We start from the raw sequence: 22,613 nt of genomic DNA on the forward strand, positions 1-22,613 counted from the left end.
CAGGCTGGCGCGGACCGGGGGAGGACCCCATGACCACGCCCCAGGCCAAGAGCGGGCGGGATCGTCTGATCCGCCCGTACGCTGTGACGGGGGGCCGGACGGCCCCCCGGGTGCAGCTCGCTCTCGAGGCTCTGGTCTCCTCGGCGACGTTCGCGAGCATGGATCCCGCTTCGCTCTCCATGCTCTCCACGGAATACCAGGCGATCATTACACTGTCCCGGCAGGTGCGCTCGGTCGCCGAGCTCTCGGCCCTGTTGCGCATGCCGCTCGGCGTGACCCGGGTGCTGATCGCGGACATGGCGGCCGAGGGCCTGGTGCAGATCCACCAGCCGTCACTGGATGCGGGTAAACCGGATCTCAATTTGCTTGAAAGGGTGCTCAGTGGGCTTCGCAGGCTCTGACGCCGGAATGACGTCGACGAAGATCGTCGTCGCCGGCGGGTTCGGTGTCGGCAAGACGACCTTCGTCGGTGCGGTCTCCGAGATCATGCCGCTGACCACGGAAGCGGTGATGACGGAGGCGAGTGCGGATGTCGACGACCTCTCGCACATCCCGTCGAAGCGGACCACCACGGTCGCCATGGACTTCGGCCGCGTCTCACTGGACCGCGACCTGATCCTGTACCTGTTCGGTACGCCGGGGCAGCACCGCTTCTGGTTCATGTGGGACGACCTCGTCAAGGGCGCGATCGGGGCGATCGTGCTGGTCGACACGCGGCGGCTGGCCGACAGCTTCCCGGCGATCGACTACTTCGAGGAGGCCGGCCTGCCGTTCGTCGTGGCCCTCAACGGGTTCGGCGGATCGCACGTCCACGGCGAGGAGGAGGTCCGGGAGGCCCTGACGATCTCCCCGCACATCCCCATCGTCCGGACCGACGCCCGGTCCCGCGACGCCGTGAAGTCGACCCTGATCACCTTGGTCGAGCACGTTCTCACGCTCAGGGTCTGAAACCGCGGCGCGGGGCCCGCCTCGACCGGTGGGCCCCGTACCGCCACCGCGGCCGCGCGCCTCACCGCTCCCGTGTACGCGGGTGAAGCCGGGGAGCTCGGGCACGGCGCCTCTTCCGGGCGCCATTCACCGGAACAGACGCGGAACCGGGCGGCTCTTATACCGCCTAATGCGTTATGTCTGTTTTATATCGCCTTGCTGTTTCTGGTGAGACCTGTTTTGAATCGAAATGCAGGAACGGGGCGGCGAGAGCGTGTCGTGGCCATGTCCGTGCGCCAAAGCCCCCGTCCTCCCCTTTTGAAGATCACTTCTTTGTGACCGCGCGGCCTTTCCCCGCCGCGCGGTCCCGGGAGATTCGTCAGACCACGCTCATCCGTTCCGGCGATCTCGCGCCGGTGGTCGTCGCGGTCGCCGGACGGGGCGCGGGGAGGCCCGCCGGCGTCACCCTCGGCGGACCGTCACGCCGGCGGGACCCCCGCCGGGAGAGGCCGCCGGTGACAGGGGAGGTCGATCTTCAGGAGCGGCCCCGGTGAGGGATCGTCCGGCGCCGCCGACCACCTGTTCCCGGCCGGACGGAACGGCCGGGGTGTCTGCACGTCCGTTCAGGAGGGATGGCGGAGGGCGGGGCGGGGTGCCCGCAGGGGGCGAGGTCGGGAGGCCGGGGGGCCGGGGTCAGGGAGCCGAGGCCGACGGGCTCCGCACGCCGCGCACCAGGCGGCCCACCTCGGCGCGCAGGTGCACGAAGTCGGGGTGCTCGCGGGTGGAGATCTGGTCGCGCGGCTCGGGGACCTCGACCCGCAGGTCGCCGACGACCGTGGCGGGGGACTTCGACAGGACCACGACGCGGTCGCCCACGTACACGCTCTCGTCGATGTCGTGCGTGATCAGCACGATCGTCATCCCGTAGGTCCTGCGCACCTGGAGCACGAGATCCTCCAGGTCCTCCCTGGTCTGCGCGTCGACGGAGCCGAAGGGCTCGTCCATCAGCATGAGGGCGGGCTGGTAGGCCAGGGCGCGGGCGATGGACACGCGCTGCTGCATGCCGCCGGACAGCTCCCAGGGGTACTTGCCGCCCGCGGCGGGCAGGCCGACCTGCTCCAGCGCCTCCCTCGCGGCCGCGGCGCGCCGCTTCCGGTCCGAGATCTTGCGGCGCAGCGGGAGCGACACGTTGTCGGCCACGGTCATCCAGGGGAACAGGGAGCGGCTGTAGTCCTGGAAGACGATGGCCAGGTCGTCGGGGGTGCCCTGGACCGGGCGTCCCTGGACGAGGATGCGGCCGCCGGTCGGGCGCAGCAGCCCGCCGATCGACCGCAGCAGCGTCGACTTGCCGCATCCCGAAGGCCCGACGATGCAGACCAGCTCGCCGGCCGCGACGGTGAGGTTCACCCCGCCGAGCGCACGGAACTCGCCGTAGGAATGGGTGAGGTCGCTGATCTCCAGCATTCTGGTTACCTTCTCGTCTCGTCAGTCGGTCTTGCGCGCGCCGCGGTGCCAGGTGAGCACATGCCGCTCGAAGCGCAGGAAGGCGGCGTTGAGCACCAGTCCCAGCACCCCCAGGATCACGATGGCGGTCCACATGGAGGGGATGTCCACCTGGCTCTGCGCGACCAGCATGCGGTAGCCGATTCCCTCGGTACTGCCGATGTACTCGGAGATGATCATCATGATCAGGGCCAGGGCGACGCTGAGCCGCAGTCCGGCGAAGATCTTGGGTGCCGCGGAGGGGAGGACGACCCTGGTCAGCCGCTGGACGCGGGAGAGCCCGAACACCTCGCACGTCTCCAGGTACCCCCGGTCCACGTAGCGGGCGCCGTCCAGGGAGTTGATCAGCACCGGCCAGACGACCCCGAAGACGATCCCGGCGAGCTGCAGCGGCGTCCCGACCCCGGTCAGGGTCATGAAGATCGGGATGAGCAGGGGAGGGGGGACCGAGCGGAAGAAGTGGATGAGCGGGTTGACGAAGTCGGCGAGCACCGCCAGCCGTCCCAGGGTGACCCCCACGACGATCGCGACGGCGCAGGCCGCGGCCCATCCCAGGATCAGCCGGCCCAGGCTGGGCAGCAGGTGGTCGAACGCGTCCTGGGTGAGGAACAGGTGGACGAGGGGCCCGGAGAACCACTGTTCGTACAGGTGCACCAGGATCGTGGAGGGGGGCGGGAAGTAGATGGCCTCGGCCACCCTGGTGGTCAGCTCCCACACCAGGAAGGTGACGGGGATGATCCACAATTGAGCGACGCGCACGGCGATCCGTGTCACCTCACCAGCTCCTCTCCGGCCTGGGCGCGGTGCCAGCGGAAGATCCGCCGCTCGGCGCCGGCCAGCAGTGAATTGATCAGCAGGCCGATGACGCCCGTCCACGCGGTCGCCGCGATCATGAGGTCCCTGCGGTTCCCCGAGGCCGCGTCGGTCACGAAGGTCCCGATGCCCTCGCCGCCCGCCACCAGCTCCACGCTCACCGCGACGATGAGGGCGACCGAGGCGGAGATCCGTACGCCCGTGCTGATGAAGGGCGCCGCGCTCGGCAGCGACACGAGCCGTACGACGTCGTAGGGGCCGAAGCCGAAGCTGCGCAGCGTCTCCTTGGCCAGCGGGTCGACGTCGTGCATGCCGTAGAGCGTGTTGATGATCAATGGCCAGCAGGCCGTGTAGACGATGAGCGCGATCTTTCCCTGCTCGCTCACCGTGAAGAGGAACATGGCCAGCGGGAGCAGCGCCACCGAGGGGATGGGGCGGAGGAACTCCACCAGCGGCCGGACGGCGCGCTCGACCGCGGGGAGCGTGCCCATCACCAGCCCGGCCGGCACGGCCGTGACCACGGCCAGCAGCAGGCCGATCAGGCAGGAGGAGAGGGTCACCCCGACGTCGAGGAGGAATTCGCCGTTCGCCAGCAGCCCGGCCGCGCTGACCAGGATCGAGGAGGGGAACGGAAGCGTGTAGGGGTCGATCACCCCCACCCTGCCGAGGATCTCGAGGATGAGGAGGAACCCCGCGGCGCCGACGGCGCCGCGGAGTGCCTTTTTATTGATCATTTCGGCGATTCGGCCACGAGGGTAGCGGCGTCGATCTTGGTCTTGGTGATCTGGAACTCGGCGAGCAGGTCGGCCACGCGCTGGATGCGCGTCGTGTTCAGCGAGGTGGAGAAGGTTCCCATCGCCATCGTCGAGGCCACGTCGGCGGGAATCTGCGTGAAGGTCGGGATGACCTTGTTGAGCTCCTGACGGTCGGTGGCGGCGATCTGCTGCGCCTTGCCGATCGCGCGCTGGAAGGCCGCGGCCGTCTTCGGGTACTTGGCCAGCCAGTCGGCGGTGGTCGCCCAGCCGTCCAGCGGCAGTCCCTCGGTCGGCCCGGAGAGGGTGTCGATGATCACGCGGCCGCCGAGGTCCTTCTGCGCCGCGGAGATGTACGGCTCGGCCATCCACGCCGCGTCGACGGTGCCCGCCTTGAGCTGGGCGAGCTGGTCGGCGAAGGGCACCGCGACGAAGCTGACGTCGGCCGGGGCCAGGCCGTGGACCTTCAGCTGCGCGCTGACGGTCACCTCGCCCAGGGCCTTGAGCACGTTCACCGCGATCTTCTTGCCCTTGAGGTCCTTGGGCTCCTTGATGGGAGAGTCCTTGACGACCACGACGCCGTTGATGCCCGGGGCGCCCTGCTGGGACTCCGCGAGCATCTTCAGCTTGGCCGCGCCGGAGTCACTGATCGTGATCAGCGAGACGTAGCTGGTGAGGAAGGTGTCGATGCTGCCGTTGAGGATCTTCGGCATCACGGCCTGGGGCGCCTGGATGGTCTCGGTCTTGATGGTCAGGCCCTCGGCCTTGAAGAAGCCCTTCTCCTGCGCGATGAACAGGGGGGCCGACGAGGGTACCGGGACGACACCGATGTTGAGCTCGGTCTTCTCCAGGCCGGCGCTGTTGGCGGGCTTGCCGGTGTCGGTACCGGAGGTGCCGCACGCGGCGAGCGCGAGAGCCGCGACAAGGCCGATGAGGGAATTGCGGACAGGACGTCCGATCCTCATGGAGTCTCCTTAAATGGGGGGAGCCGCACCCTGGCCGATGGCAGGACCTCATGCCCGGGGATGGCGCGGCGTGACGGCGCGTCAGCCTAGCGGATCGGTGATCGACGAGCATAGAGATGTCGCCTATATCATGATATGGGCGTACAAGGCAAGAAATGTGTGTTTTATATATGATTGTCTGTTTTATGCCTATACGCGGTCAGGCAGTATGTCACTTCAGTCTTATTCGCAACATTGGTGTCGCTATGCTCAAATAGGCCACGCTTAACCGGCGTTGCTCAGGCGCCCCCCGCCTCATGTTCCAAGCCCTGCCCTTGATGCCCCGAAGTCCGGTGAGAGGTAGCCCAGGCCAGTGACCACTGAATTAGCCAGGGACGACCGTGAATCCAGCGCGATGCCCCGCAGCTCCGACGACGGAGGCGTACCGCCCCGGGCCGGTCGGCGGTTCGCGCTGAAGAACTGGCGGGTCCGCACGCGTCTGATCGCGCTGGTCCTCGTCCCCACCGTCGTGGGCATCGCGCTGGGCGCCGGGAGTGTGATGTCCTCCCTGCGCAGCGCCGACCGCTACGGGCAGCTCAACGAGGCCGCGACACTGGTCAGCCGCCTCTCCACGCTGGCGCACGAGCTCTCCCACGAACGGGACCTGTCGGCGAGGTTCGTCGCGGGCGGGCGCAGGGGAGACGGGCTTCCCCCGCTGCGCAAGCAGCAGGGCGTGGTCGAAGAGGCCGTCTCCCAGGCCACGACGAGCCTGGAGCTGACCAAGGGCAGCCTGGACCAGATCTCCACCGAGGAGTTCCAGCGCATCGACAACCGGCTCAAGGAGATCTCCGCGCTCCGCAGGGCCGTCGTCGAGACGAGCCTGCAGCCGCAGCCGACCATCGACACCTACTCCCGCTCCATCGCCGACCTGCTCTCCCTGCACGACAACATCACCCAGGGTGAGTCCGACAGCGTGCTCCTGAAGGACGCCGTCCTGCTGCGTACCCTGGCCCACGCCAAGAACGAGGCGTCCAAGGAGCGGGCGACGCTGGCCGTCGCCCTGCAGACCGGCGTGTTCACCGCGGCGGGCATGGAGGCGATGACCGCCGCCCGCGCGCAGCGCGACAGCGAGCTCAGCGCCTTCCGGGCCGAGGCCTCCCCGGCCCGGCGCCAGCTCTACGACGACACCGTCACCGGCAGGAAGGTCGACAGCGCGGAGTTCACCCGCGCCCGGGCACTGGTGCTCGGCGCGGAGGGACAGGCGCTCAGGAACATCTCGACGGGACGCGGAAGCGAGGCGAGCCGGTGGTTCGACGCCGCCACCGACACCCTCAGGCGGATGAGGACCGTCGAGCAGCAGATCGCCGACGCCATCGTCACCCGCAGCGCCGAGCTGCGTGACCGCGAGCAGCGGAACGGCCTGGTGGCCGCCGGCGCGGTCGTCGCCCTGCTCCTCGTCGTCCTGCTGATCACCACCGTCATGGCCCGATCGCTGGTCAGGCCGCTGCGCACGCTGCGCACCGAGGCCCTGTCCATCGCCGGCCAGCGTCTCCCCGAGACCGTGCAGAGCATGCGCGAGGGCGGTGAGAACACGCACGCGGACGTTGCCCCCATCGGGGTGACCTCCGACGACGAGATCGGTGAGGTCGCCCGCGCCTTCGACGAGGTCCACCGCGAGGCCGTCCGGCTGGCGGGCCAGGAGGCCACGCTGCGGAGCAACGTCAACGCGATGTTCGTCAACCTCTCCCGGCGCAGCCAGACCCTGGTCGAGCGCCAGCTCTCCCTCATCGAGAACCTCGAGCAGGGCGAGCAGGACGAGGCGCGGCTCGGCAGCCTCTTCCGCCTGGACCACCTCGCCACCCGCATGCGCCGCAACTCCGAGAACCTCCTGGTCCTCGCCGGCCAGGAACCCGCGCGCCGGTGGAGCCAGCCGGTCCCGCTCATCGACGTGGTCCGCGCCTCGCTGTCGGAGGTCGAGAACTACGAGCGGGTCGACCTGCAGCTCTCCGCGGGCGTGTCGGTGGCCGGTACCTCCGTCAACGACGTCGTGCACCTGATCGCCGAGCTCGTGGAGAACGCGATCTCCTTCTCCCCCCGGGAGACCAAGGTCATCGTCTCCAGCAACCGCATCGACGGCGGCGGCGTGATGGTCTCGGTGACCGACATCGGCATCGGCATGACCGCCGAGGAACTCGCCCAGGCCAACTGGCGCCTGGCCAACCCGCCGGTGGTGGACGTCTCGGTGTCCCGCCGCATGGGCCTGTTCGTGGTCGGCCGTCTCGCCCTGCGGCACGGCATCCGCGTCCAGCTCAGGCAGCAGGACAGCGGCGGGCTGACCGCCATGGTCCTGCTCCCGGAGAACCTGCTCGCCGTCACCGCCCGCCCCGGCGCCCCCGCCGGCATGGCGCAGGGCGGCGACTGGGGCGCCTCCATGGGCTCGATGGGCTCGATGGACCGCGCGCCGGTGATGGCCAGCCCCACGGCCCCCCCGATGCCGTCCTTCGCCTCGTTCGAGGCCGCCCACCAGAACTCGTTCGCCTCCCTCGACCTGGGACAGCAGTTCAACTCCTTCGAGGCCGCGCAGCAGCCCCCCTTCGGCGGGGGCCAGTTCGGCCAGGCGCCCGTCGACACCCCGTGGCCTGGACAGGCCCCGCCGCCCGGAGCCGGACCGGCCCCGGGCTGGCCCGAGGTCTCCCAGCCCGACCCGTCGGCCTGGCGACAGGGACACGGACAGGGACACGGGCAGGGGCAGGGACAGGGCGTCCCCCGCGCCGACTCCGGCGGATGGCCGTCCGGCCCGAGCGCGCCGGTACGCGGTGACGCCCCGGTCTGGCCCGGCGGACAGAGCAGGGACGACGGCTCCGACGTCTGGTCGACCTCCTCCCTGCGCGGCGGCGGCTCCGGAGGGTGGCCCTCCACCGGCGACCCCGAGCCGTTCGGGCGCCGCGCCTTCGACACGGTCGACAACACCGGCCCGCTGCCGGTGGTGCCCGACTCCTCGCCCATGGAGGAGGCCAGGGAGGAGTTCCTGCCGATCTTCGCGGCCGTCGAGTCCGACTGGTTCAAGAAGGTCGAGCCGGTCACCGCCGTCCACGAGCGCCTCCCCGAGGCCGCCTCGGCCCAGGCCCCCGAGGCGGCGCCCTCGCCCGTGGCATCGGCGGCGTCGGCGCAGGAGACCCTCCAGCACGCCCAGCCGGCGGCCCCGGCGCAGCCGGGCGGCTGGTCCTCGCCCGCCGACGCCGGCTGGCAGGCGGCCAAGGCCGCCAGCGAGCCCTCGCTGGGCGGGGTCACCGGTTCCGGGCTGCCCAAGCGGGTGCCCAAGGCGAACCTGGTACCCGGTACGGCCGCACCCGACCCGGGCGCGGCCCCCCAAGCTCCCGTCCTGAGGCCGGCCGTCTCCCCAGAGGCGGTGCGCGACAGGCTGGCCAGCTTCCAGCAGGGAGTACGGCAGGGCCGGGCGGCCGCCAGGGGCGGGGCCGCCGGAGACGGGCGGCCGTATCCCGACTTCACCCGGGACGTCGAAGGAAACAAGGAGGGCCGGTGAGCGAGCTCATCATGGTCGCCAAGGAGGATGACACGTGCGCGAAATGAGCCAGGCCGCCCGGGGGGTCAATTGGCTGATCACCGACTTTGTGAACAACGTCCCAGGTGTGGCGCACACGGTCGTGGTGTCGGCGGACGGTCTGCCGTTGGCGTATTCCGACGGTTTCCCCCGTGACAGGGCCGACCAGCTCGCCGCGGTCGCGGCCGGTCTGATCAGCCTGACCCAGGGCGCCTCACGGGTGTTCGAGGGTGGCGCGGTCACCCAGACCGTGGTGGAGATGCAGCGAGGCCTGCTCCTCATCATGTCGATCAGCGACGGCTCCTGTCTCGCCGTGCTGGCCGCGGCCGACTGCGACATGGGCCTGGTGGCCTACCAGATGACCCTGCTCGTCGAGCGGGCCGGCCAGGTGTTGACCCCGGCCGTGCGCGCGGAACTACAGTCTTCCCATTCGCGGTGACGGTGACGACGCTAGGAGGCTGCCGTGGCAGGCCGCGGCTGGACCGGTGAGGGCGACCCGCACGGCGGGTTCCCCTATCAATCAATGGACGACCCCCACCGGCATCAGGGCGGTCCTTCACACCTCATGCAGCCGGCACCGGTGGAACAGAGCTCTCTGGTCCGCCCGTACGCGGTGACCGGGGGGCGTACCGCCCCCCGGACCCAGCTCGCCCTGGAGGCCCTGGTCTCCTCGGCGACGTCCGTACATCACGATCTATCCACCCGCACCCCGGAGTATCAGGCGATCAGCGCGCTGTGCCGGCAAGTGCGTTCGGTCGCTGAGATCTCCGCGATGCTCCGCATCCCGCTCGGCGTGACCCGGATCCTGGTGGCCGACATGGCCGCCGAGCATCTGGTCCAGTTGCATCAGCCGCAGCTGGACGCGGGCAAGCCGGATCTCAACCTGCTGGAAAGGGTGCTCAGTGGACTTCGCAGGCTCTAGCCGCGGCGGCGGCCTGACATCGACGAAAATCGTCGTCGCGGGGGGGTTCGGCGTCGGCAAGACCACGTTCGTGGGAGCGGTCTCGGAGATCCTGCCGCTGACCACCGAGGCGGTCATGACCGACGCCAGCGCCGGGATCGACGACCTGGGGCTGACGCCGAACAAGACCACCACGACGGTGGCGATGGACTTCGGCCGCGTCTCGCTGGACCGCGACCTGATCCTCTACCTGTTCGGCACGCCCGGCCAGCACCGGTTCTGGTTCATGTGGGACGACCTGGTCCGCGGCGCGATCGGCGCGATCGTGCTGGTCGACACGCGGCGGCTGGCCGACAGTTTCCCCGCGATCGACTACTTCGAGGAGGCCAAGCTCCCCTTCGTCGTGGCGGTCAACGGGTGGGACGGCACCTATCTGCACGGTGAGGAGGAGGTGCGCGAGGCGCTGACGCTGGCCCCGCACATCCCCATCTCCCGTACGGACGCGCGCTCCCGCGACGCGGTCAAGGCCACGCTCATCACGCTGGTCGAGCACGCGCTCACCGTGCGGATGGCCGTCCCCGGCTGGGGCCGCTGACCCCACGAGGGCGTCAGTCGTACCTCCCAGCGGATAGGCTGGGAGGTCGAGTCGCAGACCTGTAGCGCAGAGGCTGGCCAATCACGTGTTCGAGACGCTTTCCGACCGGCTGACATCGGTCTTCTCCTCCCTTCGATCCAAGGGTCGGCTGTCCGAGGCCGACATCGACGCGACCTGCCGCGAGATCCGTATCGCGCTGCTCGAGGCCGACGTCGCGCTGCCCGTGGTCAAGGCGTTCGTCGCCCAGGTCAAGGAGCGGGCCCGCGGCGTCGAGGTCTCCCAGGCGCTGAACCCGGCGCAGCAGGTCGTCAAGATCGTCAACGACGAGCTCATCGAGATCCTCGGCGGCGAGACCCGGCGGCTCCGGTACGCCAAGAACCCGCCGACCGTCGTCATGCTCGCCGGCCTCCAGGGCGCGGGCAAGACGACCCTGGCCGGCAAGCTCGCCCGCTGGCTGCGCGAGCAGAACCACGCGCCGCTGCTGGTCGCCGCGGACCTGCAGAGGCCCAACGCGGTCCAGCAGCTCTCGGTCGTGGCCGAGCGCGCGGGCGTCGCGGTCTACGCGCCCGAGCCAGGCAACGGCGTCGGGGACCCGGTCGAGGTGGCCCGCAGGTCCATCGACCACGCCAAGCGGCAGCAGCACGACATCGTCATCATCGACACCGCCGGCCGCCTGGGCATCGACCAGGAGCTGATGAGGCAGGCCGCCGACATCCGCGACGCGGTCTCGCCCGACGAGGTCCTCTTCGTGGTGGACGCCATGATCGGCCAGGACGCCGTCACCACGGCCCAGGCCTTCATGGAGGGCGTCGGCTTCGACGGCGTGGTGCTGACCAAGCTCGACGGCGACGCCCGAGGCGGTGCCGCGCTCTCGGTCCGCCACATCACCGGCAAGCCGATCATGTTCGCCTCCACCGGTGAGAAGCTCGAGGACTTCGACGCCTTCCACCCGGACCGGATGGCCTCACGGATCCTCGACATGGGTGACATCCTCACCCTGATCGAGCAGGCCCAGAAGACCTTCGACGAGGCCGAGACCGCCAAGATGGCGAGCAAGCTCACCTCGGGCGAGGGCTTCACGCTGGAGGACTTCCTCGAGCAGATGATGATGGTCCAGAAGATGGGCCCCATCAAGAACCTGCTCGGCATGATGCCCGGCATGGGGCAGATGCGCGAGCAGCTCAACCAGGTCGACGACCGCGACCTCGACCGCATCGCCGCCATCATCCGCTCGATGACGCCGGGCGAGCGGCAGAACCCGAAGATGATCGACGGTTCCCGCCGCGCCCGCATCGCCAAGGGCTCGGGCGTGTCGGTGACCGAGGTCAGCGGCCTGGTGACCCGGTTCTTCGACGCGCAGAAGATGATGAAGAAGATGGCCGGCGGGATGGGCATCCCCGGCATGCCGGGCGGCCGCAAGGCCGGCAAGGCGGCCCAGAAGAAGGCGGCCAAGGGGCGCAGGGTCAGCGGCGACCCGCGCAAGGCGGCGCTCGGCAAGGCCGCCCCGGACAAGGCCGGTGACGCCGCCGCCCCCGGCGGGAACGGGCTGCTCGGCAAGCTGGGCTCCCGGCAGCAGCTGCCGCCGGGCCTGGAGCTGCCCCCCGGCTTCGACCCCTCCACCTTCAAGTTCCCGGGACAGAAATGAGCGACGACCGTTTCTACGCGCGTACGCGGTGGATCTGGGTGGTCATCGTGGCGGGCTTCATCCTGGTGGCCGTGCTGGAGCTGGCCGGGGTGCGCCCCGCCTAGGGCGTTCCCGTTCCCGCGGGCGTGAGCGGCACCAGCGGCTCCCCGGGGAGCACCGGCGTCCGTGAGGGCGCCGGCGTTCCCACGGACGCCGCCGTCCCCCGGGGCGCCGGCGCCACCCGTGACGCCGGCGTCTCCGGCGTCCCGGACGCCGGCGCCGGAAGGCCCGCGGGGCCACGGTGCGGGACGGCGCGGGAGAACGCCGGGAGGTCTCCCCGGACGCTCCTCAGGACGATCTCCGGGACGCCCCCGGGAACGACGGAGCCCGTGGGGGCCGTGGGGGCGGCGACGGTGGGGGACGGCGCGGGCGGCGGGCCCGCAGGGGCCACGTCGGCCTGCCCCGCCGGGGCCGCCCTGATGGCCAGCACCGCGCCCAGCACGGCGATGGATCCGGTCGCGGTCAGCAGCAGGGATCTGAGGGTGGTCGGCACGGCGGCCATTTAGCGCAGCGCCCCGGCCCGCGCGCGGCCCCGGACACACGTGGATTACCGAGATTTGCCCTTCGCCCACCCCGCCGGATGGCCGCGGGGCGACCGGGGACCCCCTGACGTCTGGCACAATGACATGTTGGAACATCGTGACACGTGGTTGCCCTCTCACTCCCGCGTGCCATGCCTGTCCCTCGAACGGTCCTCTCCTCGTGCCCCACTCGATGAGACACCGCTCACCCACGCTCTAATGCAGGAGAGACCACACCAGTGGCAGTCAAGATCAAGCTCAAGCGGCTCGGTATGATCCGCAACCCGCAGTACCGCATCGTCATCGCCGACAGCCGCACCAAGCGTGACGGCCGGGCGATCGAGGAGATCGGCCTGTACCACCCGAAGGAGAACCCCTCGCGCATCGAGGTCGACTCCGACCGGGCGGCCTACTGGCTGGGCGTCGGCGCGCAGCCGACCGAGCCCGTGCTCAAGCTCCTCAAGCTGACCGGCGACTGGCAGAAGTTCAAGGGCGAGCCGGCTCCGGCCCCGCTCCTGGTCGCCGAGCCCAAGAGCGACCGTCACGCCGTGTACGAGGCCGCGGCCAAGGAGGCGCTCTCCCTGGAGGCCGCCACCACGCCGAAGAAGTCGACCCGCAAGTCGGCTCCCAAGGCTGAGGAAGCCGCTCCCAAGGCTGAGGAGGCGGCTCCGAAGACCGAGGCCGCCCCCGAGGTCGAGGCCGCCGCCGAGACCCCGGCCGAGCCCACCGCGGCCGCCGAGGAGAAGAAGCCGGAAGGCGAGGCCTGAGGTGCTTGAGGAGGCCCTCGAGCACCTGGTGAAGGGCATCGTCGAGTATCCGGACGACGTCCAGGTCCACGCTCGCCGCATCCGCAGCGGGCGTGTGCTCGAGGTTCGGGTCCATCCCGAGGACCTGGGTAAGGTCATCGGCCGTGGCGGCCGTACGGCCAAGGCGCTCCGCACCGTCGTGAACGCCCTCGGTGACGGCAAGTACGTCCGGGTCGACCTGCTCGACCTGAACGAGGCCCGCTAGGCGCCGAGAAGCGTCCCATCGAGCGAACGGGCCACCCGCCCAGAGTGGGTGGCCCGTCTGCTTTTCCCATTTCTCCGGGGTTGCCCGGCACCATGACGTGAGGAGGCGGGCGTGCAGCTCGTCGTAGGGCGGATCGGCCGCCCGCACGGACTCCGCGGGGACGTGTCCGTGGAGGTGCGCACCGACGAGCCGGACAGGCGTTTCGCCCCGGGCACCGCCCTGGCCACCGACCCGGCCTCGGCCGGCCCCCTGGTCGTCGAGTCCCGTCGCTGGCACTCGGGGATCCTGCTGGTCAGGTTCGAGGGGGTGACCGGCCGCGACCGCGCCGAGGAGCTCCGCGGGACCATGCTCGTCATCGACTCAGGAGACATCCCGCCGCCCGAGGACCCGGACGAGTTCTACGACCACCAGCTCATCGGCCTGACCGTCGTCACACCCGGCGGAGAGGCGGTGGGCGAGGTCTCCGACGTCCTCCACCACGGCCAGGACCTGCTCGTCGTCCGGCGGGCCGCCCCGGCGGCGGGCACGGCCGGAGGCGCGAAGGCCGCCGAGGTCTACGTGCCGTTCGTCAAGGCCCTCGTCCCCGTGGTCGACCTGGACAGGGGCCTGCTCGTCGTGGACGGCCCGCCCGGCCTGCTCGACCCGGACGAGATCGTCTGACATGCGCGTCGACATCATCTCGATCTTCCCCGAGTACTTCGCCCCCCTCGAGGTCTCCCTGATCGGCAAGGCCCGCGAGCGCGGCATCCTCGACGTCCGCCTCCACCAGCTCCGCGACCGCGCCCACGACGTGCACCGCACCGTGGACGACACCCCCTACGGCGGCGGCCCCGGAATGGTCATGAAGCCCGGCCCCTGGGGGGAGGCCATCGACGCGGTCCTGGCGGAGGAGCCGGACGCCCGGCCGCGGATGATCGTCCCCACCCCGAGCGGGGTGCCCTTCACCCAGAGGCTGGCGATGGAGTACGCCGCCGAGCCGTGGCTGCTGTTCACCCCGGCCCGCTACGAGGGCATCGACTCCAGGGTGACGGCCGAGTACGGCGCCCGCCTGCGGGTTGACGAGGTCAGCATCGGCGACTACGTCCTGGCCGGGGGCGAGGTCGCCGTGCTGGTGATGATCGAGGCCGTCGGGCGGCTGCTGCCGGGAGTGCTGGGCAACGCCCGTTCGGCGGTGGACGACTCGTTCGCCCCGGGAGCGATGGAGAACCTCCTCGAAGGACCCGTCTACACCAAACCGCCCGAGTGGCGGGGGCACGAGGTGCCCGAGGTCCTGCTCTCCGGGCACCACGGCAGGATCGCCCGGTGGCGGCGGGACGAGGCGTTGCGCCGTACGGCCGTGAACAGGCCCGAGCTGCTGACCCTGTTCGGCCCCGGGGGCCTGGACCGCCGTGACCGGGAGGTCCTGGCGGAACCGGGCCTCACCGCCTCGGGCCTCACCGCCTCGGGTCAGGTCGCCTCGGGTCCGGCCGTCTCCGGTCCGGCCGCCTCGGGTCCGGCCGCCTCTGACCGGGTCGCCTCCGGCCAGGCCGACGATCCCGTACCGGGGCCCGCCCGCGACCCGGCCGGTGGTCCCGCGACGGAGCCCGTCCCCGCGGAGTCCGTGCGGGCGGCCGATCCCGTACCGGATCACGGCCCCGAGGTCGATCCCGTACCGGATCACGCCTCCGGCTCCTCCGGCTCCGCCGCCGGCCCGGGAAAGCCGACCTCCTGACCGGTTGATTTCCGATCGGTCGGGAGGATATGGCAGACTGAAGCGTTGCCGCCGGTCGACTTCGGGCCGGCGCGCGTCGCCGGCCAGACGGTTCCGGCTCCCAGACACAGTCCATTCCAGCACGCGTGTCCGTCACGACGCCGCTCCGTCGCGGCCGGGCGGACCTCCGCGCGCCTTTGACAGACGAGGTACCAACTGCCATGCACACGCTGATCAGCGAGCTCGAGAAGTCCGCGCTCCGCACCGACGTCCCGGACTTCCGGCCCGGTGACACGCTCGAGGTCCACGTCCGGGTCATCGAGGGCAGCCGGTCCCGTGTCCAGGTCTTCAAGGGCTTCGTCCTGCGCCGCCAGGGCGGTGGCGCCCGCGAGACCTTCACCGTCCGCAAGGTCAGCTACAGCGTCGGCGTCGAGCGGACCTTCCCGGTGCACAGCCCGGTCATCGAGAAGATCAACCTCGTGACCCGGGGCGACGTCCGCCGCGCCAAGCTCTACTACATGCGTGACCTGCGGGGCAAGGCCGCCCGCATCCGCGAGAAGCGCGAAGCCCGCTAGGCGTCCGGCCTCGCCGTACTGGCCCGCTCACCCCTGGAACGCGGGGAGCGGGCCAGTGGCATGTGACGGGGTTTGGGATCCTGTGGCGATAAGCAGGCTAGGCGGTACCCGGTCGCTCGACCACATGGTGCCGCCCATCATCTAGGCTCGTCTGCGATGACTAGCGAAGACCGGGAGTACGGCGCAGTCTCGCGTCGACCTGTCGAGGACGAGGTGGACGTGGTCGCCGAAGACACCCAGAAGAACACCACGGGTGACAAGGACAAGAAGAAGGGCTCCTTCTGGAAGGAGTTGCCCGTCCTGATCGTCGTGGCCCTGGTGCTCGCCCTCATAATCAAGACCTTCGTGATCCAGGCGTTCTACATCCCGTCGGAGTCGATGGAGAACACTCTCCTCACCAACGACCGCGTCCTGGTCAACAAGCTCGTCTACCGCGTCCGCGACATCGAGCGCGGTGACGTGGTGGTCTTCTCCGGGGTCGACTCCTGGGACCCGGAGATCGACCTGGAGGAGCCCTCCAACGCGTTCGTCGGGTTCTTCCGCTGGGTCGGCACCGCCTTCGGCGTGGTGCCCGGCGAGAAGGACTACATCAAGCGGGTCATCGGCGTCAGCGGGGACACGGTCAAGTGCTGCGACGCCCAGGGCCGGGTGACGGTCAACGGGGTCCCCATCGACGAGAAGGGCTACCTCTATCCCGGGGACCTGCCCTCCCAGCAGCCCTTCGAGGCCAAGGTCGGCGAGGGGCGCCTGTGGGTGATGGGTGACCACCGCGTGGTCTCCCTGGACTCCCGGTCCCATCTGGGCGACCCCGGAGGGGGGACGATCCCGGTGGACAAGGTGATCGGACGGGCCTTCGTGATCGTGTGGCCGTTCTCCAGGGCCACCACCCTCCCCATCCCCGACACGTTCGGCCAGCAGGCGCTCAAGGTCGCCGCGATCGCCGGCGGGGCGACCCCGCTCCTGGCGGGCTTCGCGGGCGCCGTGCCGCTGGTGCTGTGGCGCCGTCGTCGCCTCTCGGAGCGGTGAGGCGGCCCATGACGACCGAACCCGAGGTCGAGAAGGGCAAGAGGCGCGGCAAGGGCGGCGGCCTGCGCGAGTCGCTGTTCCTGCTGGTGTGCGGGGTCGTGGTGGCCCTGCTGCTGCAGGTCTTCGTCTTCCAGTCGTTCTACATCCCGTCGGAGTCGATGGAGAGCACCCTGCGCGAGGGCGACCGGGTGGTCGTCAACAAGCTGCACGGCGCCTCCGAGCGCGGCGACATCGTGGTCTTCAGGGGCTGGAACAACCAGGACACCATCAAGAGGGTCATCGGGGTCGGCGGGGACACCGTGAAGTGCTGTGACGCCAAGCGCCGTATCACGGTCAACGGCGTGCCGCTGAACGAGGGCTCCTACCTGTACTCCGAGGACTTCCCCTCGGGCGACGAGTTCGAGAAGGTCGTGCCCGAGGGCCGCCTGTGGGTCATGGGGGACCATCGCACCGCCTCGGCCGACTCGCGCGCCCAGGAGGAGCGGCTGGGGGAGGGCACGGTCGCCGAGGAGGACGTCATCGGGCGCGCCATCGTGATCTACTGGCCGTTCTCCAGGGCCGCCGTCCTGTCCCGGCCGGAGAGCTTCCTCAAGGTGAGATAGCAGTACCGAATACCCTGAAGGGGGCGTACTCTCTGCTCATGTTCGCTGTGTCGCCCGTGGTGCCATGACGGTGGTGTTCCGCCCCAGACCCAGTGTGGTCCGGCGGGATGCGGGGCTCTACGGCTACGAACGGGCCCTGGGCCGCCGTGGGCTCGGCCCCGTGGCCGGGGTCGACGAGGCGGGCCGGGGCGCCTGCGCGGGGCCCCTGGTGGTCGCCGCCGTGGTGCTGGGCGGCCGGATCGACGGTCTGGGCGACTCCAAGCTGCTGACGGCCTCCCGGCGCGAGTCGCTGTACGAGCGGATCGCGGCCACCGCGCGGGCGGTGGCGGTGGTGGTGATCCCTCCTGGGGAGATCGACCGCCGTGGCCTGCACAGGTCCAACATCGACGGAATGCGCAGGGCCGTGGCGCGGTTACCCTGTGACCCCGGCTACGTGCTCACCGACGGGTTTCCCGTCCCGGGCCTGCCCGCGCCGTCGCTGGGCGTGTGGAAGGGGGACCAGGTGGCGGCCTGTGTCGCGGCGGCCTCGATCGTGGCCAAGGTGACGCGGGACGAGATGATGATCGCGTTGCACGAGCGCCACCCCCGGTACGGGTTCGCCGTGCACAAGGGGTACGGCACCGCCGATCATCGAAGGGCTCTCAGCGCCTACGGCCCGTGTCCGGACCACCGCTTCTCGTTCTCGACGGTGGCGCGGTCAGGAGCGGGCGAGGTGATGAGTGAGAATGAAGTGGGGGCCGGGGCCGTCTGACCGGACGGTTCGGGGTGGGTGTTCGACAGGAGGACCGGTATGAGCGCAGAGGATCTCGAAAAGTACGAAACCGAGATGGAGCTGCAGCTTTACCGTGAGTACCGCGATGTCGTCGGCCTGTTCGCCTACGTCGTGGAGACCGAGCGCCGCTTCTATCTCACCAATTCCGTCGATCTCGACGTGCGCACCGCCGAGAACGGTGACGTGTTCTTCGACGTGAAGATGCAGGACGCCTGGGTCTGGGACATGTACCGGCCCGCGAGGTTCGTCAAGAACGTACGGGTGGTGACGTTCAAGGACGTCAACGTGGAGGAGCTCGCCAAGCCCGACCTGGAGATGCCCAAGGAGGGCTTCTCCTCCTGAGCGTCTCCCGCGCCCGCCGGTGAGGGCCGTCCTGGTGGCCCCGCGGGCGGGCCCGGCGGGCCGGGACGGTCTTGTCCACGGAGGTCTCCGCTCCGTCCACAGGGATCCCGATGGCCGGCCGGGGTATCCACAGAATCCGGTTCGGTCCCTCGGGGAGGCCGTGGGCTGGGCGAAGGTCTGGAACCGGAGGTGGTTCCATGGCCGCGAAAGACACACTCGGCAGACACGGCGAACAGATCGCCGTGGAGTATCTGCTCGCCCACGACCTGCAGATCCTGGACCGTAACTGGCGGTGCCGGGAAGGGGAGATCGACGTCGTCGCCCGTGAGGGGCGCACGCTCGTCGCGGTGGAGGTGAAGACCCGCTCCGGCCGCAGTCACGGCACCGCCTTCGAGGCGGTCACCGATGCCAAGATCGCCCGTCTGCGCCGGCTCGCGGGCAGATGGCTCGCCGACAGGCACGAGCGGTTCGACGCCATCCGGGTCGACGTCGTCGCCCTGGAGCGGTTCGCCGGGGACTTCGCCATCCGTCACGAGCGGGGGGTCTGCTGATGCCTGCCGGCCTGTCCTGGATCGTCCGCTCGCCCCGGGGGGTGGGCTGAGTGGCCGTCGCACGCACCCGCTGTGTCGCCCTGGTCGGGGTCACCGGCCGCCTGGTCGAGGTGGAGGCCGACGTCGGCAGCGGCGTCGCGGGCCTGCATCTCATCGGCATGCTCGACACCGCGCTGAGCGAGGCCCGCGACCGGGTCCGCTCCGCCCTGGTCAACAGCCGGTACGCGTGGCCCGACGCCCGGATCACCGTCAGCCTGTTCCCCGCCAGCCTGCCCAAAAGGGGCAGTTTGTTTGATCTCGCCATCGCCGTGGCACTGCTCGCGGCGGCCGGATTCGTGCCACCGGCGAAGGTCGCCGAACCGTTCTTCCTGGGGGAGCTGGGTCTCGACGGCTCCGTCAGACCGGTCCGCGGTGTCCTCCCTGCCGTGCTGGCCGCCGTCGCCGCCGGTGCCCGCGTCGTGGTCGTCCCGGCGGGCAACGCCGCCGAGGCCGCTCTGGTGCCGGACGTGACCGTGGTCCCGGTGACCAGCCTGGCCGCCCTGATGAGCCGCCTGCGGGGTGACGAGCCCTTCCCCGGCCCGGGGGATCTCCACGGCCCGGGAGTCCTCCCAGGGGCGGACGACCCGTCCGACCCGGAGAACCCGGCTCGCCCGGGGGAGGTCGTCCCGGGGGCGGGGCGGGTGCCCGGCCGGGCCGGGCCTCGCGAGCGGGGAGGCGAGCCAGGAGGGGGCTCGGGCTCCTGGGACGGTTCGGGGGAGGATCCCGAGGGCGGTCCCGACCTGGGAGACGTCGCCGGTCAGCCTCTCGCCCGCCGGGCCCTGGAGGTCTGCGCCGCCGGAGGCCACAACCTGTGGATGCTCGGGCCACCGGGCACGGGCAAGACCATGCTCGCCGAGCGGCTGCCGACGCTGCTCCCGGCCCTGGAGTGGGAGCAGGCGCTGGAGGTGACCGCCATCCACTCGGTCGCCGGTGCGCTGCCCGCCGACCGTCCCCTGTTGGTCCGGCCGCCCTTCGTGGCGCCCCACCACACCGCGACCGTCGCCTCGATGATCGGCGGGGGCAGCGGGACGATCCGTCCCGGAGCGGTCTCGCTGGCCCATCGGGGAGTGCTCTTCCTGGACGAGGCCCCGGAGTTCCCGGCCGGCGTTCTCGACGCGCTCAGGCAGCCGCTCGAATCGGGCCAGGTGACGGTCGCGAGGGCGCTGGGGTCGGTGACCTTCCCCGCCCGGTTCGCGCTGGTGCTGGCGGCCAACAGGTGTCCCTGCGCGCGGCCCTCCACCCCGGACGACCCGTGCTCGTGCGCTCCCGCCGCCCGCCGCCGCTACCTCGCCAGGCTCTCCGGTCCTCTGCTCGACCGTATCGACGTCAAGGTCAGCCTGTTGCGGTCGACCAGGCGCGAGCTCCTGGCCGACCGCAGGTTCGTCGAACCGAGCAGGGTGGTGGCCGAGCGGGTGCGGCTGGCCCGTGAGCGCGCCGCCAAGCGGTTCGCGAACACCCCGTGGCGGTGCAACGCCGAGGTCCCGGCCCGGCTCCTGCACACCGAGTACCGGCCGTCGGCCACGGCCGTGTCTCCCCTGCTCAGGCATCTCGACAGCGGCCGGTTGAGCGCCCGGGGGCTCGACAGGATCATCAAGGTGGCCTGGACCCTGGCCGATCTCGCCGGAAAGGACCGGCCGGAGCTCCACGAGACCAACACCGCGCTCGGGCTCTGGCTTGGGGAGGACCGGTGAACGAGAGGCTCGCACGGCTCGTCCTGATGCGCCTGGCCGAGCCCGGGGACGCCGCCATGGGCGCGCTGGTCGCCTCACGCGGCCCGGAGGGGGCCGTCGCCCTGGTCGGGGAGGGGGCGGTGGACGCGGAGCTCGCTCACCGGCTGATCGACGGTGCGCCCCATCCCCACGACCCGGAGGCCGGCTCCCGCGGCAACGAGCCGTCCCGGCAGGACACGCGGGCATCCCGGCAGGGCATGCGGCCCTCCTCCGCCTCGGCGGGCGGAGGAGGCGGCTCGGGGCCGGGGCGAGACGGGCGGTTCGCGGCCAGGGCGGCACGGCTCGATCGGACGATCACCTCCTGGGCGGCCCGGCTGAGGACGGCCGATCCCGAACGGGACCTGGCCGAGGGGGAACGGATAGGGGCGAGGCTGGTGATCCCCGGCGACGCCGAGTGGCCCACCCAGCTGGACGACCTGGGGGCCTTCCGTCCCTACGCCCTCTGGGTGTACGGGGACGCCGACCTGCGGTTCTCCTGCCTGCGATCCGTCGCGGTGGTGGGGTCCCGCGCGGCCACCCCGTACGGCGCGCACGTCGCGTCGGAGTTCGGGGCCGGGCTGAGCGAGAAGGGGGTGGGCGTGGTCTCCGGTGGCGCGCACGGTATCGATGGCGCGGCTCACCGTGGTGCCCTCGCCTGTGAGGCGCCGACCGTCGCCGTGCTCGCCTGCGGGGCCGACGTCGCCTATCCCAGCGCGCACCAGCAGCTCTTCGCCGCCATTCGCGCGCGAGGGGTGCTGGTCAGCGAGTCCCCCCTGGGCGCCCACCCGACCCGGCCGAGGTTCCTGGTCAGGAACCGTCTCATCGCGGCCCTGTCCCGGGGCACCGTGATCGTCGAGGCGGCCGTGCGCAGCGGGGCCCTCAACACCGCCGGGCACGCGGTCGCGCTCAACCGCCACCTGGCCGCCGTGCCCGGCCCGGTGACCTCGGAGGCCTCGATCGGGTGCCACCGGCTGATCCGTCAGGGCAGGGCCACCTGCGTCACCGGTCCCGAGGAGGTGATCGAGCTCATCGGCGCGATGGGCACGGATCTGGCTCCCGAGCCACGCGGGCCGGTGCTTCCCCGCGACGGACTCGATCCGGAGAGCCGCAGGGTCGTGGAGGTCATGCCCACCCGGGTCGGCGTGGGACCGGCCACGATCGCGGTCGCCGCCGGGGTCGACCTGGACACCGCGCTCTCCTGCCTGGGCGGGCTGGCCGCGGCGGGCTACGTCGAACGCGTCTCCCGGGGCTGGCGTCTCCGCCCCGATCGTCCCGTCGGCGGATAGTCCTTCCCCGGGAGCTCGGGCCCGCTTCAGCGCGGCACGCCCCCGGAGGGCGGCCGACGAGCGGGCCCGAGAGAGACGGGCCCGAGAGAGACGGGCCCGAGAGAGACGGGCCCGAGGGGGAGGAGGCGGACCTGCCCGTGGCCGAGGAGGAGCAGGGGGTCAAGGTAGGCCCGGCCACGGAGCAGGCCCCAGTGCAGGCAGGCGGTGGCACAGTGACCCGGGACGTCCTGGAGGACACCGATGACCTCCCCCGCGCCGACCGTCTGCCCGCGCCGGACCGTGGGGCGGACCGGCAGGTAGGTCGTCCGCAGACCGGAGCGGTGGAGCACCGTCACCACTCCCCGCCCGGCGAGCGGCCCCGCGTAACCGATCGTTCCCGGCCCCGCGGCGCGCACCTCGGCGCCGGGGGAGGCGGTGAGATCGACGCCCCGGTGACCCGCCAGCCACGGTCGCGGCGGTGGCGCGAACCCGCGCGGCACCCGTGGCCGCCCGGCCAGTGGCCATCTCCAGGGTGAGGCGAGGCCGGGGCCCCGATCCGGGCGGGTCGTTCCCGAGGCCCTCCTGTGGTGGGCACGGGCCCGGGCGTTCATCAGGCTGGAGCCTGTCGACGCGCCGGTGCGGTGGGCACCGATCCGGACGGCCGGTGAGTGGGCGCGGGCGGTCGCGACCGTCGCTGTCGCTGTCACTGCTGCTGCTGCTGCTGTGGATGCCGATGCCGATGCCGATGCCGATGCCAGGAGCAGTGGGCACAGCAGGACCGGCAGTCCCACGGTGTGGACGGATCTCATGGATGTGAGCATGGGGATTC

General features: G+C 71.1%; 24 protein-coding genes and 1 pseudogene. 19 read left to right on the forward strand and 6 right to left on the reverse strand.

Annotation, left to right across the window (positions count from 1 at the left end; all coding sequences use genetic code 11):
- Positions 1-29 precede the first annotated feature (29 nt).
- Positions 30-401, forward strand: coding sequence for a DUF742 domain-containing protein (locus tag AB0G16_RS01010; protein WP_362797040.1), 372 nt, complete (start codon positions 30-32; stop codon positions 399-401).
- Between the two features lie 7 nt (positions 402-408).
- On the forward strand, positions 409-948 hold the full coding sequence (locus AB0G16_RS01015; protein ID WP_362797041.1) for an ATP/GTP-binding protein: 540 nt from the start codon (positions 409-411) through the stop codon (positions 946-948).
- A gap of 672 nt (positions 949-1,620) precedes the next feature.
- Here AB0G16_RS01015 and AB0G16_RS01020 read toward each other — a convergent pair.
- The 4 genes from AB0G16_RS01020 to AB0G16_RS01035 are packed head-to-tail and all read right to left on the reverse strand — an operon-like array spanning position 1,621 to position 4,960.
- Entirely contained in the window at positions 1,621-2,391 is a 771-nt protein-coding gene (locus tag AB0G16_RS01020; RefSeq protein WP_362797042.1) for an ABC transporter ATP-binding protein, read from the reverse strand.
- Positions 2,392-2,412: 21 nt separating this feature from the next.
- Positions 2,413-3,204 (reverse strand): ABC transporter permease, encoded by a 792-nt coding sequence (locus AB0G16_RS01025; RefSeq protein ID WP_362797043.1) that lies wholly within the window; start codon positions 3,202-3,204, stop codon positions 2,413-2,415.
- Positions 3,201-3,977 carry an ABC transporter permease gene (locus AB0G16_RS01030; RefSeq protein WP_362797044.1) on the reverse strand — a complete coding sequence of 259 codons (777 nt, stop codon included), beginning with the start codon at positions 3,975-3,977 and terminating at the stop codon, positions 3,201-3,203. The genes AB0G16_RS01025 and AB0G16_RS01030 overlap by 4 nt, the downstream gene beginning before the upstream one ends.
- Positions 3,974-4,960, reverse strand: coding sequence for an ABC transporter substrate-binding protein (locus AB0G16_RS01035; protein WP_362797045.1), 987 nt, complete (start codon positions 4,958-4,960; stop codon positions 3,974-3,976). The genes AB0G16_RS01030 and AB0G16_RS01035 overlap by 4 nt, the downstream gene beginning before the upstream one ends.
- 352 nt (positions 4,961-5,312) lie before the next feature.
- On the opposite strand from AB0G16_RS01035, the gene AB0G16_RS01040 reads away from it, so the two are divergent.
- The 5 genes from AB0G16_RS01040 (at position 5,313) to ffh (ending at position 11,642) form a co-directional block, all read left to right on the forward strand.
- Positions 5,313-8,483 (forward strand): nitrate- and nitrite sensing domain-containing protein, encoded by a 3,171-nt coding sequence (locus AB0G16_RS01040; protein ID WP_362797046.1) that lies wholly within the window; start codon positions 5,313-5,315, stop codon positions 8,481-8,483.
- Positions 8,484-8,526: 43 nt separating this feature from the next.
- Entirely contained in the window at positions 8,527-8,940 is a 414-nt protein-coding gene (locus tag AB0G16_RS01045) for a roadblock/LC7 domain-containing protein (RefSeq protein WP_211263895.1), read from the forward strand.
- Between the two features lie 126 nt (positions 8,941-9,066).
- Complete coding sequence (locus AB0G16_RS01050) at positions 9,067-9,423, forward strand: DUF742 domain-containing protein (RefSeq protein WP_362797143.1); 357 nt, start codon at positions 9,067-9,069, stop codon at positions 9,421-9,423.
- Entirely contained in the window at positions 9,404-9,997 is a 594-nt protein-coding gene (locus AB0G16_RS01055) for an ATP/GTP-binding protein (protein ID WP_350923991.1), read from the forward strand. The genes AB0G16_RS01050 and AB0G16_RS01055 overlap by 20 nt, the downstream gene beginning before the upstream one ends.
- Positions 9,998-10,082: 85 nt before the next feature.
- On the forward strand, positions 10,083-11,642 hold the full coding sequence (gene ffh, locus AB0G16_RS01060) for a signal recognition particle protein (protein WP_362797047.1): 1,560 nt from the start codon (positions 10,083-10,085) through the stop codon (positions 11,640-11,642).
- 100 nt (positions 11,643-11,742) lie between these two features.
- Here ffh and AB0G16_RS01065 read toward each other — a convergent pair whose 3' ends face one another.
- On the reverse strand, positions 11,743-12,174 hold the full coding sequence (locus AB0G16_RS01065; RefSeq protein WP_362797048.1) for a hypothetical protein: 432 nt from the start codon (positions 12,172-12,174) through the stop codon (positions 11,743-11,745).
- Positions 12,175-12,441: 267 nt separating this feature from the next.
- On the opposite strand from AB0G16_RS01065, the gene rpsP reads away from it, so the two are divergent.
- From rpsP to dprA, 12 genes and pseudogenes are all read left to right on the forward strand, one after another.
- Positions 12,442-12,969, forward strand: coding sequence for a 30S ribosomal protein S16 (gene rpsP, locus AB0G16_RS01070; RefSeq protein ID WP_362797049.1), 528 nt, complete (start codon positions 12,442-12,444; stop codon positions 12,967-12,969).
- 1 nt (position 12,970) lies between these two features.
- Positions 12,971-13,213: an RNA-binding protein gene (locus AB0G16_RS01075; RefSeq protein ID WP_030906210.1), complete on the forward strand. Its 243-nt coding sequence runs from the start codon at positions 12,971-12,973 to the stop codon at positions 13,211-13,213.
- Between the two features lie 111 nt (positions 13,214-13,324).
- Positions 13,325-13,873: a ribosome maturation factor RimM gene (gene rimM / locus AB0G16_RS01080; protein ID WP_362797050.1), complete on the forward strand. Its 549-nt coding sequence runs from the start codon at positions 13,325-13,327 to the stop codon at positions 13,871-13,873.
- A gap of 1 nt (position 13,874) precedes the next feature.
- Positions 13,875-14,633: pseudogene (trmD, locus tag AB0G16_RS01085) on the forward strand (tRNA (guanosine(37)-N1)-methyltransferase TrmD); the annotation flags it as partial.
- 491 nt (positions 14,634-15,124) lie between these two features.
- Entirely contained in the window at positions 15,125-15,478 is a 354-nt protein-coding gene (gene rplS / locus AB0G16_RS01090) for a 50S ribosomal protein L19 (RefSeq protein ID WP_362797051.1), read from the forward strand.
- Positions 15,479-15,634: 156 nt separating this feature from the next.
- On the forward strand, positions 15,635-16,504 hold the full coding sequence (lepB, locus tag AB0G16_RS01095; protein ID WP_362797052.1) for a signal peptidase I: 870 nt from the start codon (positions 15,635-15,637) through the stop codon (positions 16,502-16,504).
- A gap of 8 nt (positions 16,505-16,512) precedes the next feature.
- Positions 16,513-17,106, forward strand: a complete 594-nt coding sequence (gene lepB / locus AB0G16_RS01100) for a signal peptidase I (RefSeq protein ID WP_362797053.1) — start codon at positions 16,513-16,515, stop codon at positions 17,104-17,106.
- A 64-nt stretch (positions 17,107-17,170) separates the two neighbouring features.
- A complete protein-coding gene (locus AB0G16_RS01105) occupies positions 17,171-17,857 on the forward strand; it encodes a ribonuclease HII (protein WP_362797054.1) in 687 nt (228 codons plus the stop codon).
- A gap of 39 nt (positions 17,858-17,896) precedes the next feature.
- Entirely contained in the window at positions 17,897-18,220 is a 324-nt protein-coding gene (locus AB0G16_RS01110) for a DUF2469 domain-containing protein (RefSeq protein ID WP_362797055.1), read from the forward strand.
- A 197-nt stretch (positions 18,221-18,417) separates the two neighbouring features.
- Positions 18,418-18,771 carry a YraN family protein gene (locus tag AB0G16_RS01115; protein ID WP_362797056.1) on the forward strand — a complete coding sequence of 118 codons (354 nt, stop codon included), beginning with the start codon at positions 18,418-18,420 and terminating at the stop codon, positions 18,769-18,771.
- A gap of 50 nt (positions 18,772-18,821) precedes the next feature.
- Complete coding sequence (locus AB0G16_RS01120) at positions 18,822-20,501, forward strand: ATP-binding protein (protein WP_362797057.1); 1,680 nt, start codon at positions 18,822-18,824, stop codon at positions 20,499-20,501.
- Positions 20,498-21,805 (forward strand): DNA-processing protein DprA, encoded by a 1,308-nt coding sequence (gene dprA / locus AB0G16_RS01125; RefSeq protein ID WP_362797058.1) that lies wholly within the window; start codon positions 20,498-20,500, stop codon positions 21,803-21,805. Before AB0G16_RS01120 ends, dprA begins: the two co-directional genes overlap by 4 nt.
- Positions 21,806-21,831: 26 nt before the next feature.
- Here the strand turns inward: dprA and AB0G16_RS01130 are convergent, their stop codons facing one another.
- Positions 21,832-22,491, reverse strand: coding sequence for a M23 family metallopeptidase (locus AB0G16_RS01130; protein WP_362797059.1), 660 nt, complete (start codon positions 22,489-22,491; stop codon positions 21,832-21,834).
- Positions 22,492-22,613 lie beyond the last annotated feature (122 nt).

Origin of the sequence: Streptosporangium sp. NPDC023615, assembly GCF_040640155.1 — a bacterium.
Lineage (GTDB): Bacteria > Actinomycetota > Actinomycetes > Streptosporangiales > Streptosporangiaceae > Streptosporangium.

What these genes read in the sequence shown, in the direction of transcription:
- AB0G16_RS01115 (WP_362797056.1), top strand. Translation starts at nt 18,418, where the DNA reads ATGGCCGCGAAAGACACACTCGGCAGACACGGCGAACAGATCGCCGTG.
- AB0G16_RS01030 (WP_362797044.1), bottom strand. Translation starts at nt 3,977, where the DNA reads ATGATCAATAAAAAGGCACTCCGCGGCGCCGTCGGCGCCGCGGGGTTC.
- rplS (WP_362797051.1), top strand. Translation starts at nt 15,125, where the DNA reads ATGCACACGCTGATCAGCGAGCTCGAGAAGTCCGCGCTCCGCACCGAC.
- AB0G16_RS01105 (WP_362797054.1), top strand. Translation starts at nt 17,171, where the DNA reads ATGACGGTGGTGTTCCGCCCCAGACCCAGTGTGGTCCGGCGGGATGCG.
- lepB (WP_362797052.1), top strand. Translation starts at nt 15,635, where the DNA reads ATGACTAGCGAAGACCGGGAGTACGGCGCAGTCTCGCGTCGACCTGTC.
- lepB (WP_362797053.1), top strand. Translation starts at nt 16,513, where the DNA reads ATGACGACCGAACCCGAGGTCGAGAAGGGCAAGAGGCGCGGCAAGGGC.
- AB0G16_RS01110 (WP_362797055.1), top strand. Translation starts at nt 17,897, where the DNA reads ATGAGCGCAGAGGATCTCGAAAAGTACGAAACCGAGATGGAGCTGCAG.
- AB0G16_RS01020 (WP_362797042.1), bottom strand. Translation starts at nt 2,391, where the DNA reads ATGCTGGAGATCAGCGACCTCACCCATTCCTACGGCGAGTTCCGTGCG.
- AB0G16_RS01035 (WP_362797045.1), bottom strand. Translation starts at nt 4,960, where the DNA reads ATGAGGATCGGACGTCCTGTCCGCAATTCCCTCATCGGCCTTGTCGCG.
- AB0G16_RS01045 (WP_211263895.1), top strand. Translation starts at nt 8,527, where the DNA reads ATGAGCCAGGCCGCCCGGGGGGTCAATTGGCTGATCACCGACTTTGTG.
- AB0G16_RS01050 (WP_362797143.1), top strand. Translation starts at nt 9,067, where the DNA reads ATGCAGCCGGCACCGGTGGAACAGAGCTCTCTGGTCCGCCCGTACGCG.
- AB0G16_RS01010 (WP_362797040.1), top strand. Translation starts at nt 30, where the DNA reads ATGACCACGCCCCAGGCCAAGAGCGGGCGGGATCGTCTGATCCGCCCG.
- AB0G16_RS01015 (WP_362797041.1), top strand. Translation starts at nt 409, where the DNA reads ATGACGTCGACGAAGATCGTCGTCGCCGGCGGGTTCGGTGTCGGCAAG.